11 protein-coding genes and 1 tRNA gene are annotated in these 12,577 nt (G+C 61.3%); 3 read left to right on the top strand and 9 right to left on the bottom strand.

The genetic code is table 11. The annotated features are described in order from the left end of the window. Positions 1 to 4: 4 nt before the first annotated feature. The 3 genes from VJ651_RS00775 to mutL form a co-directional block, all read right to left on the bottom strand. Positions 5 to 81, bottom strand: a tRNA-Met gene (locus VJ651_RS00775). A 76-nt stretch (positions 82 to 157) separates the two neighbouring features. After that, the gene (gene miaA / locus VJ651_RS00770; protein ID WP_324105593.1) at positions 158 to 1,114 is read right to left on the bottom strand and encodes a tRNA (adenosine(37)-N6)-dimethylallyltransferase MiaA; all 957 of its coding nucleotides are present in this window, start codon (positions 1,112 to 1,114) and stop codon (positions 158 to 160) included. Continuing rightward, positions 1,111 to 2,928 (bottom strand): DNA mismatch repair endonuclease MutL, encoded by a 1,818-nt coding sequence (mutL, locus tag VJ651_RS00765; protein WP_324105592.1) that lies wholly within the window; start codon positions 2,926 to 2,928, stop codon positions 1,111 to 1,113. Before mutL ends, miaA begins: the two co-directional genes overlap by 4 nt. Positions 2,929 to 3,071: 143 nt before the next feature. On the opposite strand from mutL, the gene VJ651_RS00760 reads away from it, so the two are divergent. Continuing rightward, positions 3,072 to 3,713 (top strand): VTT domain-containing protein, encoded by a 642-nt coding sequence (locus VJ651_RS00760; protein WP_324105591.1) that lies wholly within the window; start codon positions 3,072 to 3,074, stop codon positions 3,711 to 3,713. A gap of 66 nt (positions 3,714 to 3,779) precedes the next feature. Here VJ651_RS00760 and VJ651_RS00755 read toward each other — a convergent pair whose 3' ends face one another. The 3 genes from VJ651_RS00755 to tsaE all read right to left on the bottom strand — a co-directional run bounded on the left by VJ651_RS00755 (position 3,780) and on the right by tsaE (position 6,293). Continuing rightward, on the bottom strand, positions 3,780 to 4,286 hold the full coding sequence (locus tag VJ651_RS00755; protein ID WP_324105590.1) for a chemotaxis protein CheW: 507 nt from the start codon (positions 4,284 to 4,286) through the stop codon (positions 3,780 to 3,782). Between the two features lie 199 nt (positions 4,287 to 4,485). Then, positions 4,486 to 5,844 (bottom strand): N-acetylmuramoyl-L-alanine amidase, encoded by a 1,359-nt coding sequence (locus tag VJ651_RS00750; RefSeq protein ID WP_324105589.1) that lies wholly within the window; start codon positions 5,842 to 5,844, stop codon positions 4,486 to 4,488. After that, positions 5,808 to 6,293, bottom strand: coding sequence for a tRNA (adenosine(37)-N6)-threonylcarbamoyltransferase complex ATPase subunit type 1 TsaE (gene tsaE / locus VJ651_RS00745; RefSeq protein WP_136417731.1), 486 nt, complete (start codon positions 6,291 to 6,293; stop codon positions 5,808 to 5,810). The genes VJ651_RS00750 and tsaE overlap by 37 nt, the downstream gene beginning before the upstream one ends. 77 nt (positions 6,294 to 6,370) lie before the next feature. Here tsaE and queG point away from each other — a divergent pair, with 77 nt between their 5' ends. Further along, positions 6,371 to 7,489: a tRNA epoxyqueuosine(34) reductase QueG gene (gene queG / locus VJ651_RS00740; RefSeq protein ID WP_324105588.1), complete on the top strand. Its 1,119-nt coding sequence runs from the start codon at positions 6,371 to 6,373 to the stop codon at positions 7,487 to 7,489. Here queG and VJ651_RS00735 read toward each other — a convergent pair. From VJ651_RS00735 to VJ651_RS00725, 3 genes are all read right to left on the bottom strand, one after another. Further along, positions 7,460 to 8,350 carry an AEC family transporter gene (locus VJ651_RS00735; protein WP_324105587.1) on the bottom strand — a complete coding sequence of 297 codons (891 nt, stop codon included), beginning with the start codon at positions 8,348 to 8,350 and terminating at the stop codon, positions 7,460 to 7,462. The genes queG and VJ651_RS00735 overlap by 30 nt on opposite strands. 226 nt (positions 8,351 to 8,576) lie before the next feature. Continuing rightward, positions 8,577 to 9,167, bottom strand: coding sequence for a response regulator transcription factor (locus VJ651_RS00730; protein WP_324105586.1), 591 nt, complete (start codon positions 9,165 to 9,167; stop codon positions 8,577 to 8,579). Between the two features lie 106 nt (positions 9,168 to 9,273). Next, on the bottom strand, positions 9,274 to 11,325 hold the full coding sequence (locus VJ651_RS00725; protein WP_324105585.1) for a PAS domain S-box protein: 2,052 nt from the start codon (positions 11,323 to 11,325) through the stop codon (positions 9,274 to 9,276). Between the two features lie 142 nt (positions 11,326 to 11,467). Here VJ651_RS00725 and VJ651_RS00720 point away from each other — a divergent pair, with 142 nt between their 5' ends. After that, entirely contained in the window at positions 11,468 to 12,472 is a 1,005-nt protein-coding gene (locus tag VJ651_RS00720) for a TRAP transporter substrate-binding protein (RefSeq protein ID WP_324105584.1), read from the top strand. Positions 12,473 to 12,577: the final 105 nt, after the last annotated feature.

Raw genomic sequence — 12,577 nt, 5'->3', positions numbered from 1 at the left:
TATTTGGTGGTGATAGGTGGACTTGAACCACCGACCCCAGCATTATGAGTGCTGTGCTCTAACCAGCTGAGCTATATCACCAAAATAGCCCTAGATTATGCGATCTTCAGTAACGGCTGTCAAGATGGCTTAAACCGGTTTTTTGCCAGTCCGTACATCAGTCGCGGCGTAGTGCCCGGCGGACATGTCGCAGTACTTGTTCGGCAGCGTCAGGTGCGATGCAGTCGACGACGATTCGGTCTTGCATGGCGCGCAGCCAGGTCAGTTGGCGCTTTGCCAGCTGTCTGGTTGCGGCGATTCCTTTTTCGCGCAGGTCGCTCATGTCGTACGCGCCGTCGAGGTATTCCCACGCCTGCCGGTAGCCGACGCAGCGCATTGACGGCAGGCCGAGGTGCAAGTCGCCGCGCGCACGCAAGGCGCGGACTTCTTTCAACAAACCGCCGTCGGGAGCGTTGAGCATTGCATCGAACCGGGCCGCAATGCGTGCGTGGAGCACGCTGCGATCCGACGGTTCCAGCGATAAGGGAAGCAGCTGGAAAGGCAATTCGGTCTTCGGTGCCTTAGCCAACAGTGCAGACATCGGGCGTCCGGTCAATTCGATGATTTCCAGCGCACGTTGGATGCGCTGAGCGTCGTTCGGCTTCAGGCGTTCTGCGGTTGCCGGATCGAGGGTCGCGAGTCGGGCATGCATCGCGGGCATGCCTATCCGCGCGGCGTCGGCGTCGAGACGGGCACGCACTTCCGGGTCGGCCTGCGGCAGCACGTCGAGTCCCTCGCGCAGAACCTTGAAATACAGCATGGTGCCGCCGACCAGCAGCGGTAATTTGCCGCGTAGTGCAATATCGGCAACCAGCCGCAGCGCGTCTTCGCGGAATTGCATTGCGGAGTAGGCATCGAGCGGATCGAGGATGTCGATCAGGTGGTGCGGTACTTCGGCCCGCTCGGCGGGAGTCGGCTTGGCGGTGCCGATATCCATGCCGCGGTAAACCAGCGCGGAATCGACCGAGATCACTTCCGCGGGGATGTGGCGCGCAATTTCCATGGCGGCGGCGGTCTTGCCGGACGCGGTCGGGCCCATGATTGCTATCGCGAGCGGTTTTTGCGTGGGGTTCATTGTCCGCGCAGGAAGAGCTTGTCGAGGTCGGACAATGCGAGTTGCACCCAGGTCGGACGGCCGTGGTTGCATTGGTCTGCGCGTTCGGTCGCTTCCATCTGGCGCAGCAGCGCATTCATTTCAGGCAGCGTCAGTGCACGGTTGGCGCGCACGGCGGTGTGGCATGCCAAGGTGCCAAGCAGTTCGTTGCGGCGCTCGACCAGCACGCGCGAGCCGCCGAATTCGCGCACGTCGCGCAATACGTCGCGCGCCAGCGTCTGTGCATCCGCGTTCTTCAGCAATGCGGGAATGGCGCGTACCGCGAGCGTGGTCGGCGACAGCGCGCTGATGTCGAAACCGAGTGCCTGCAAGGCATCCTGGTTTTCCTGTGCCGTGCCGACTTCGATCGGGTCGGCATAGAAGGTGACCGGAATGAGCAGCGGCTGCACATGCATGGCATTTTCGTCGAGCGCGTTTTTCAACTGCTCATAGAGAATGCGTTCATGTGCCGCGTGCATGTCGACCAGCACCAATCCTTTCCGGTTTTGCGCCAGCACGTAGATGCCGTGCAATTGCGCGAGCGCGAAACCGAGCGGATAGTCGTCGTCCGGAAGTGCTTGCGCCGCAGGGGAAAACGCCTGCGCAAGGGGAGCGGGCGCAACTTCTTCGGTGCTTGAAGCGGCAAACAATGCACCGTAGCTGGCCGTGGTTTGCGCAACACCGAGATCGGACGAGAACTGCGACGGAAAACGGGTTTGCTGCTGTTCGCGTATCCATGCGATGGTACCGGCGGGTGCGGTCACGGGCGCGGGTGCCGAGCCTGCCGCGGTTGCCGAAGTCTGCGCCAGCACGCGGCTGACCGCGTGGAACACGAATTGATGCACGCCGCGGCTGTCGCGAAAGCGAACTTCGATTTTCGAGGGATGCACGTTGACGTCGACAAGGGCGGGATCGAGATCGAGGCTCAGCACGTAGGACGGATAGCGATCGCCGTGCAGTACATCCTGATAGGCGGCGCGCACCGCGTGGGTGAGCAGCTTGTCGCGCACGAAGCGGCCGTTGACATAGAAATACTGCGCGTCGGCGCGCGCCTTGGAGGCCGTCGGCAGACCGACAAAGCCGTACAGGCGCAAGGGGCCGGCGGCTTCCTCCAGTGCCAGTCGCGCATTCGCGAACTCGTTGCCGAGGATATGCGCGCTGCGCCTGTCGACCTCACTGATATTCCAGTGGTCGACGGTCTTGCCATTGTGCGACAGCGAAAACGCGACGTCGGGGCGCGACAAGGCGATGCGGCGCACGACTTCGGCGCAATGCCCGAATTCGGTTTGCTCCGACTTCAGGAACTTGCGGCGCGCGGGCGTGTTGAAATACAAATCGCGCACGTCGACGGTGGTGCCTTGTGCGCCGGAAGAGGGGGCGACCTGGCCGGTCTGGCTGCCGGAGATTTCCCATGCATGCGCCGCAGTGGCGGTACGGGAGGTCAGCGTCAATTGCGCGACGGAGGCGATCGATGCCAGTGCTTCACCGCGGAACCCGAGGGTGTTGACGTTTTCAAGGTCATTCAGCGACGCGATCTTGGAGGTCGCGTGCCGCGCCAGTGCGAGCGGCATCTGTTCCGGCGGGATGCCGCGTCCGTTGTCGGTAATGGCGATGCGCTTGACGCCGCCTTCTTCCAGTCTCACCGTGATCTGGGTTGCGCCGGCATCGAGCGCGTTCTCGAGCAATTCCTTCACCACGGCGGACGGACGATCGACGACTTCGCCGGCGGCGATTTGCGAAATGAGCTGGTCGGAAAGTGCCTGGATCGGGCGGGCGGGCAGGTGCGGGGCGTTCATGGAAGGATTATAACGCTGCGCGGATACGCCCTAGCGATGCCCCGGCGCGAGCGGATTGCGGAATTGTGCAAGACTTTGTTCCATCTCTTTATATCCGGCAAAGCGCGGGTGTATGATGCGGGCCATCTTTCAGTGGAGCGTCAATGGACTTCATGCAATTCCTCGACATGATCTTGCATGTCGATAAATATCTCGGTCAGGTCATCGCGCAGTACGGCACGATGGTCTATGCCGTGTTATTCGCCATCGTATTTTGCGAGACCGGACTGGTGGTGCTGCCCTTCCTGCCGGGCGATTCCTTGTTGTTCATCGGCGGCGCGTTTTGCGCAACCGGCGCGATGAACGAATGGGCCTTGATGCTGCTGTTGATTGTCGCGGCAGTGAGCGGCAATACGGTCAACTACTGGGTCGGCAGCGCCATCGGGCACAAGGTGTTTACGCACGATTACCGCTGGCTCGACAAGGATGCCCTGCGCAAGACACACGCGTTCTATGAAAATCACGGCGGCAAGACCATCATCCTGGCGCGCTTCATTCCGGTGGTGCGCACCTTCGCACCGTTTGTGGCGGGCGTGTCGGAGATGACCTTCGCCAGATTCCAGTTCTTCAATATTGTCGGCGCTGCGGCATGGGTAGTCGGGCTGGTGGCTGCCGGTTACTTCTTCGGCAACATCCCGATCATTCGGGATCATCTGAACACCATCGTGTTGATCGGCGTTGGCGCCGCGGTCATTCCGGTCGCGCTGGGCGGACTGTGGAAGCTGTCGAGAAGGGTGTGGAAGTAGCGGCCTGATTGTCGGCGGACAAGCGATGGCTGTCCGCCGGATTGGCTTATCGTGCGGCGATACCGCTTACGAAGAAATCTTGTCGATCAGGCCCATTTCCGCGCTGGACATGAGCTTGTCGATGTCAACCAGGATCAGCATGCGCTGATCCACCGTGCCCAATCCGATGAGATAGTCGGTATTGAGCGCCGTTCCCATTTCCGGGGCCGGTTTCACCTGCTCGGGCGACAGCGTGATCACGTCCGATACGCTATCGACCACCATGCCGACGATGCGTCCGCCGATGTTGAGGATGATGACGACCGTGAACTGGTCGTAGGTCGGCGTCCCCAGATTGAACTTGATGCGCATGTCGATGATCGGCACGATGATGCCGCGCAGGTTGACGACGCCCTTGATGAAATCCGGCGCGTTGGCGATGCGGGTCGGCTCTTCGTAACCGCGCAATTCCTGCACTTTCAGGATATGAATGCCGTATTCCTCCCGGCCGAGAGTGAAGGCGAGGAATTCGTTGGTGGAGAGATCGTTCTCCAGGATATTCGTTGCGGTATTGGCCGTTGTGGTTTGCGTCATGTTGCTTGTCCTTGTCGAGATTGGTCTGGTGCCTGGCTTTCCACAGACGCGCAGGGGAAATCCGGAACCGAATAAATAATTTCCGGCCCGCAATAAAAGAGTAGCAGAGTCTTTGCCGGAATGCGATATGGAGTTGCGTCGAGCGTCGCCGTTGTGGCAACGCACAAATTGCCGGTTCAGGCGCAAATATGCCGGTCGATTACATCATCCGATTCTTCGCCAGCGGCGGATTCTTGGCAAAGTATTTCCTGATCCCCTTCAACACGGCGTCCGCCATCTGGTCCTGGTAAGCGTCGTCGCTCAGCTTGGCTTCTTCTTCCGGATTGGAGATGAACGCGGTCTCGATCAGGATGCTGGGGATGTCCGGCGCCTTCAGGACGGCGAAACCGGCCTGTTCGACTCCCGCCTTGTGCAGGCGGTTGATGCCGCCGATTTCGCCGAGCACGGCCTTGGCCAGCTTGAGGCTGTCGTTGATCTGCGCGGTTGTAGACAGGTCCAGCAGGACGCTGGCGAGCTGCCGGTCATGCCCCTTGATATTGACGCCGCCGATCAGATCGGCCGCGTTTTCCTTGTTGGCCAGCCAGCGTGCGGCGGTGGACGATGCGCCTTTTTCGGACAGGACGAACACCGAGGAGCCGCGCGCGGTCGACTCGATCCAGGCGTCGGCGTGGATCGACACGAACAGGTCGGCCTGCACCTTGCGCGCCTTCTGCACCCGCACGTGCAAGGGCACGAAATAGTCGGCGTCGCGCGTGAGCATGACGCGCATATTGGCCTGGCCTTCGATCTTGGTCTTGAGGCGCTTGGCGATCGACAGCACCACATCCTTTTCACGGCTGCCCGCGCGGCCGATCGCTCCCGGGTCTTCGCCGCCATGGCCGGGGTCGAGCGCGATGGTGATCATGCGCGTCAATATCGCCGGCTTGTCGTCGCGGGGATCGATTTTGGCGGTCTGGATGTCCGCTTGCGGCGCCTTGGGCGCGGCAGCTTTCTGCTCGGCCTTGAGATCGGGCGCGGGCGGAATGGGTTCGGCCGACTGTTCGCCCGCCCACTCGCCCTTGGCGATCAGCGCGGCAATCGGGTCCGGCGGATTGACCGGGTACAGATCGAAAATCAGCCGGTGCTTGTATTCGCCGATGGGCGCCAGCGTGAAGACTTGTGGGTTGATTTCTTCCTTCAGGTCGAACACCAGGCGCACCACGTTGGGTCGGTTCTGGCCGACGCGTACTTGCTTGATATAGGGATCGTTGGGTTCGATCTTGGCGACCAGTTGCTTGAGGGTCGGGTTGAGCTCCAGTCCCTCGATGTCGACCACCAGCCGTTCCGGATCCTTGACGATGAAGTGGCTGGTCTTGAGGTTGCTGTCGTTCTCCAGCGTGACGCGCGTGTAGTCCTCCGCCGGCCAGACGCGGACTGCGAGGATTTGCGCGGCGCGCGCGGGCAGCGGGGCAAAAACGGAAAGAAGCAGCGTTCCGCCGGCCTTGAGAACGGTGCGGCGCGTCCTGGAGGTCGCAGCGGACTTCACAGGTTCGGTGCGAATTTCAGACGGTCGAGACATTGACAACCTTGATCGGACAAGCCTTGTAATTCTATATCACGTCCGTCGCCGGAGATGCTCAAATGCACCTCGATGTCTGGCGCGGGCAACACACCGGCCGCTTTTTCCGGCCATTCGATCACGCAGACCGTGTTTTCATTGAAGTATTCGCGAAATCCGGCGTCCAGGAATTCTTCGGGGCCGGCCAGGCGGTACAAGTCGAAGTGAATCACCTCGACCTGGCGGCCGCCGAGCAGGACGGCGTAGGGCTCGGCCAGGGTATAGGTCGGGCTTTTGACATGGCCGGCGTGTCCGGCGGCGTGCAGCATGGCGCGCGTCAGCGCGGTCTTGCCGGCACCGAGGTCGCCGTGCAGATAGATGGTGAGGCCCGGCGCCAGCGCGCGCGCCATCGCGGCGCCCAGCGCGGCCGTGCCTTCTTCGTCATGCAGGTGGGTCTGAAAGTGCTGCATCTCGTAAAATGGATTCTTTATCCTGTCAGGTGCGGGCGCGGCACCATGATGTCGCGCGCACCGCAAAGAGTTTTGTCATGACTTTCCCCGATAGCAATTTATCTACTCTCGCGCTGGCGATCAAGGCGTGGGGCCGCGAGCTGGGCTTTGCGGAGATCGGGATAGCGGATGTCGATTTGTCGCATGCGGAGCCGGGTCTGCAAGCCTGGCTGGCCGCCGGTCATCATGGCGACATGGATTATATGGCAGCGCACGGGATGAAGCGCGCCCGGCCGCCGGAACTTGTGCCGGGCACGATACGCATCATCACCGCGCGCATGAATTATTTGCCGCAGGATGCGGGCGATGAGTGGCGCGACCGGGAAGAGGCGCGCAATGCCGATCCGCACAACGCGGCGATTTCGGTCTATGCGCGTGGCCGGGATTACCACAAGGTGTTGCGCGCGCGCTTGCAGCAGCTTGCCGATCGCATACGCGGCGAAATCGGCGACTTCGGTTTTCGCGTCTTCACGGATTCGGCGCCGGTGCTGGAGGTCGAGCTGGCGCAGAAATCCGGCATCGGCTGGCGCGGAAAGCATACCTTGCTGCTCAATCGCCAGGCCGGATCCATGTTCTTTCTCGGCGAGCTGTATACCGACTTGCCGCTGCCGGTGGATGAGCCGGGCGGCGCGCATTGCGGACAATGCCGCGCCTGCATCGATGTCTGTCCGACGCAGGCCATCCTCGGTCCTTACCGACTGGACGCGCGGCGTTGCATTTCCTATCTCACGATTGAACTGAAGGGCAGCATTCCGGAGGAGTTGCGGCCGCTGATCGGCAATCGCGTGTACGGCTGCGACGACTGCCAGCTGGTCTGCCCCTGGAACAAGTTCGCCGAGCGCGCGAGCCTGCCTGATTTCGACGTGCGCAACGGGCTGGACAATGCGACGCTGGTCGAGCTGTTCGCCTGGGAAGAGGACGACTTCAACCGCCGGCTGGAAGGCAGTCCGATACGCCGCATCGGGCATGAGCGCTGGCTGAGGAATATCGCGGTGGGCTTGGGTAACGCATTGCGTCAGACGCCGGACGCCGCGCCGATTGTGGCCGCCTTGCAGTCGCGCGCCAATCACCCCTCCGAACTGGTGCGCGAGCATGTCGCCTGGGCGCTCGCGCAGCACGCGGCGGCATCAGCGGGCCAGGCTCAGCCAGATCGGTAGGGTCAGGACCGACAGAGCGGTGCCGGCGGAAATCAGGAAAGCGACGAAAGGACCGTTGCCGCCCATGCGCGCGGCCAGCACGTAGGCGCTGGAGGCGGTCGGCAAGGCGCAGAACATGACCGCGATTTGCAGTTGCAGGGGCGGCAGGCCTATCCAGCGTCCCAATGCGTAACTGATGGCGGGCAGTGCGAGCAGTTTGACGGCGAGGAAATAGGATGCCAGTCCTTTTGCTTCATGCAGCCCCGACAGACGCAAGCCTGCGCCGACCGTGATCAGCCCGACGGCGATCGAGGCGTTGGACATGCGCGACAGCGTGGCACCAATGACTTCGGGCAGCGGCAAACCCAGCAGATTGAATGCCATGCCGGAGGCGGTGGCGATGAGCAGCGGATTCTTCGCCAGTTCCAGCAGCAGGCCGCCGCTCTTGTGGACCAGTGCATGGACCGCCGCCATGTTGCAGATCGGGACTGCGAAACCGATGATCAGCGCCATCAGCGAAGTGCCCTGTTCGCCGGCCAGGCGCGAGGCGATGGCGAGTGCGATGTAGGAATTGAAACGGAACGCGGTTTGCACACCGGATTCGAACATCATCGGCGGACTGCGGAACAGCGGCTTGGCGAGCCAGCCCAGGGCGATGCCGCAGACGACGGAAATCAGCGCAACCTGAAGCATTTTTCCGGTGCTGCCGAAATCGAAAGGCGTGCGCGCGGTGGAATAGAACAACAGCGCGGGGAACAGGAAAAAGTAGATCAGCTTTTCGAGGCCGCTCCAGAACTGCGGTCCCCAATTGGTGAAGCGCATCAGCAGGAAGCCGAGCAGGATCAGCGCGAAATCGGGGAAGAGGATCGTAACAATCGACATGAAGCGGCACGCAGGAGACCACGGAAAACCGCCATGGTACCGGGGTTCGCCATTTGTTGCCGTAAGTGATAACTCGTAGGCGGGTGAAGGGTGTACTGCGGTCCGTTAGAGAGGTCCACGGAAATCACGGAAAGCACGGAAAACTATCAAGAACTTTCCGTGTCTTCCGTGGGGCACGCCGAGTGATTTCCGTGGACACCCGAATTTCGGTGAACCGTGTGCTCGTCTATTTCAGCAGCCGCGCCAGCTCCACCGCCGTCTTCACATTCATCTTGTCGAAGATGTGCGCGCGGTGCACTTCGACCGTGCGCATGCTGATGCCGAGCTCATCCGCGATGACCTTGTTCATCTTGCCGGCCAGGATCAGGTCGAGCACTTCGCGTTCGCGGATCGACAGCGTCGCGAGACGCGACTGGATTTCGTCGGCGGCGCCGGCCTCCATGGATGCGGCGAGCGCTTCCTGCACGCGATCCATCAGCTTGTTGTCGTTGAAGGGTTTTTCAAAGAAATCGAAGGCGCCGCGTTTCAAGGTGTCGACCGCCATCGGCACATCGCCGTGTCCGGTCAGGAAGATCACCGGCATTCGTTTGGTCAGGCCGCGCGCGGTGAGCGTGTCGAACAGGGCTGCGCCGCTGATGTCGGGCATGCGCACGTCGAGCAGCACGCACTCGCCTTGCGGATCGAAACCGGCGGCGCGATTCAGCGCGGACAGGAATGCCGTACCGCTTTCATAGCCGGTAACCGGTATCGAACGCGAACGCGCGAGCCACGTGAGCGAATCACGAATGACTTCTTCGTCGTCGACAATGTGCAGCATTCAGTCTCCTCAATGTTGCCGAAATTGCCAGGATTGCGACCCTGAAGTTTCGTGTTCTTCTTCTGATCGCTGTCCTGGCAGTCAGTCAGGCAGTCGCGGCGAACCGCTAGTTTCCATTGATTATCGCTGAATCCGGAGCGGATGGCACGAATGTGTCGCCCAATCCGGGCAAGGAAAAGCGGAAGATCGTCCCGCCATCCGGGTTGCCGGCATGGGTCAAAGTGCCTCCATGAAATTCGACGGCGGTGCGGCAGATGTTCAAGCCCATGCCCATGCCTTCGGCCTTGGTGGAGAAGAAGGGCGAAAACAGACGCTCGGCCACTTCGGACGAGATGCCATAACCGTTGTCGATGACGGAGATGACGACGTTCTGCGGTTGCGCGGCGTCGCGCTCGGCGACGATGCGCAGGATGCGGCGTGCCGGATCGACATCGTGCATCGCTTCGATCGCATTGCGGGTCAGGTTGAGCAGCACTTGTTCCAGCATGACCCGGTCGGCCAGCACGCTCGGCAGATTGGAATCGATGCGCGTATTGATGGCGACGAAGAACTGATGTGCCTGCAGTTCGATCAAGGGGATCACGCTGTCGATCAGCTCAGGCACGGTGATCGGTTCGCGGCTCGGCTCGCGCCGCTTCACGAAGGTGTGCACGCTGCGGATGATGTGCCCCGCGCGTTGCGCCTGGATGCCGGCTTTTTCCAGCGCCGGCTTGAGGATCTCCAGGTCGAGGCTGCCGGGTTTCGATGCATGACTGTCAATCATGTTGAGCGCGCCGGTGGTATAGCTGGAGATGGCGGCGAGGGGCTGATTGAGTTCGTGCGCCAGCGTCGATGCGATTTCGCCCATGGTGGCGAGGCGCGCGCTGGCCTGCAGCTTTTCCTGCTGGCGGCGATTCAGGTCTTCCACCTGCTTGCGGTCGGAGATGTCGAGGATGGAGCCCATCCACCCGGTCTGCTTGCCGGTGTCATCGACCAGCGGTGACTCGAAGATCAATACCGGAAAGCGTTCGCCATTGGAGCGCTGGAAGACGGTCTCGAATTGCGGTGTCACTCTTCCGGCCAGCACCTGGCTGAAGCGCTGCTGGTATTCGTTCATGGCTTCCGGCGCCCAGTAGGGCATGGGCGGCGACTTGCCGACCAGTTTTTCGGCCGGAATGCCGACCATCTCGCAAAAGGCCGGATTGACATAGGTGATGCGGCCGTTCAGGTCACGTGCGCGCAGGCCGGTCATCAGCGAATTTTCCATCGCGGTACGGAATGCCACCTGCTGGCGCAGCGCGCCTTCGGCGGCGAGGCGCCGGTTGATGTCGCGCCATAGTGCATACAGGCTCCACAACAAACCAAGCGACAGCGCGATCACCGAGCCGACCAGCAGGCTCGGCAGCAGTTTCGGTTCGCCCTTGACGCTGTTGGTGCGCAGCGACAGGGTGATGCCGTCCAGCTCGAGCGGACGATGGTGGGTGTACACGCCGCGTCCCGGACCGCCGGCGGCGCGCCGGTCGAGCACGACGTCGTCCTGATCGACGATCGCAATCTCGTTGTCTTGTGCAAACCACCACGGGACCATCTCGCTCAGGATGCTGGACAGGGAGTAGCTTGCGACCAGATCGCCGATGTATTCGTCGCCCTTGAACAAGGGCACGTGGTAGTCGAGCAGCATCGGGCTGGACATGTTGCGCGGCGGCGCCGGATGGCTGTAGTGAGGGGATCTGGCGTTGCGGGCATCCTCTGCGGCCGCCAGCGACTCGGGCGGCAAGTCGCTGAGCGACGCCGGCGTGTCGTCGGTAGATATCACCAGGTCACCATCCGCATCGAACTGCGCGATGCGCGACAGCTCGTGGTTATTCCTCATCAATGCCATGATCCGGTCGCGCACCCGTTGTTCGGGCGTATCGCCGGCAGTGATATCCGCCGCAATCAGGTGCAGGGTTTCCTCGTCGCGCGCAAGCTGGAAGCGTATGGTCTGCTCCACCCACAAGGTATCGGCGATCAATTGCTCCTGCCGCTCGTTGGCTTCCATGCGCTGCGTCTGCCAGGGCAGCCACAACAGCGTGGACAGGAACAGGAAGACCAGCAGGATGGGCAGCAGCCAGCGCCACGCCTGACGACGTGTCGGAAAGACAAAATTGAATTTCTGGCGGAATTTGCGGCTGAACATAAACCTAGTGTAATGCACGGAAAGCTTGATGCAGGTGTGGTGCTGTTGTGGTTATCCACAGTTGTGACCCCGGGCAAGGCTGGTGACAATACCGTTGCAGATCCGAAAAGGTCTTGTTCCCCCCATCCAAATGGAGACATTCATGAAGCTAAAAACCCTGGTTTTCGCCCTGTCCGCCGCAGCCATCATCAGCGGCAATGCGTACGCACAAGCGCCGATCGTCATCAAGTTCAGCCATGTGGTGGCCAACGACACACCCAAGGGCAAGGCCGCGGACCGATTCAAGGAACTTGCCGAAAAGGCAACCAAGGGCCGCGTGAAGGTGGAGGTGTACCCGAACAGCACGCTGTACAAGGATAAGGAAGAGCTGGAAGCGCTGCAACTCGGCGCGGTGCAGATGCTGGCTCCGTCGCTGGCCAAGTTCGGCCCGCTGGGCGTGAAGGAATTCGAAGTGTTCGACATTCCGTACATCTTCCCGAGCAAGGACGTGCTGTACCGCGTGACCGAAGGCCAGATCGGCAAGGATCTGTTCAAGAAACTTGAACCCAAGGGCATCACCGGCCTGGCTTACTGGGACAACGGCTTCAAGATCATGTCGGCCAACAAGCCGCTGCACCATCCGGCCGACTTCAAGGGCCTGAAGATGCGCATTCAGTCCTCCAAGGTGCTGGACGCCCAGATGCGCGCGCTCGGCGCCAACCCGCAGGTGATGGCCTTCTCCGAGGTGTATCAGGCGCTGCAGACCGGCGTGGTCGACGGCACCGAGAACCCGTGGTCCAACCTCTACACGCAGAAGATGCATGAAGTGCAAAAGCACGTCACCGTGTCCAACCATGGTTACCTGGGCTATGCAGTCATCGTCAACAAGAAGTTCTGGGACGGCCTGCCGGCTGACATCCGCACCGCACTAGAAGGCGCGATGAAGGAGTCCACCCGCTACGCGAACGCGATCGCGCAGCAGGAAAACGATAACGCGATGGAAGCCGTGAAGAAGTCCGGCAAGTCAACGATCTACGCGCTGACCGATGCCGAGAAGACGGAATGGCGCAACGCGCTGAAGCCGGTGCAGAAGGATATGGAAGGCCGCATCGGCAAGGATCTGATCCAGGCGGTCAACAAGGAAGCTGCAGCACTTGGCTTCAAGTAATCAAGGGCGGCAATGATGCGGGTCTGCGCGGTTGCGGGCGGGCTCGCATGGCGTAAATAAAGGTTCGAGAGGCTGCCCGTGCAGCCTCTCTGCCAAACAGGAGAA

The sequence above is a fragment of the Noviherbaspirillum sp. genome, from assembly GCF_035254865.1.
GTDB lineage: Bacteria > Pseudomonadota > Gammaproteobacteria > Burkholderiales > Burkholderiaceae_D > Noviherbaspirillum.
This window is presented reverse-complemented; position numbering and strand designations above follow the sequence as displayed.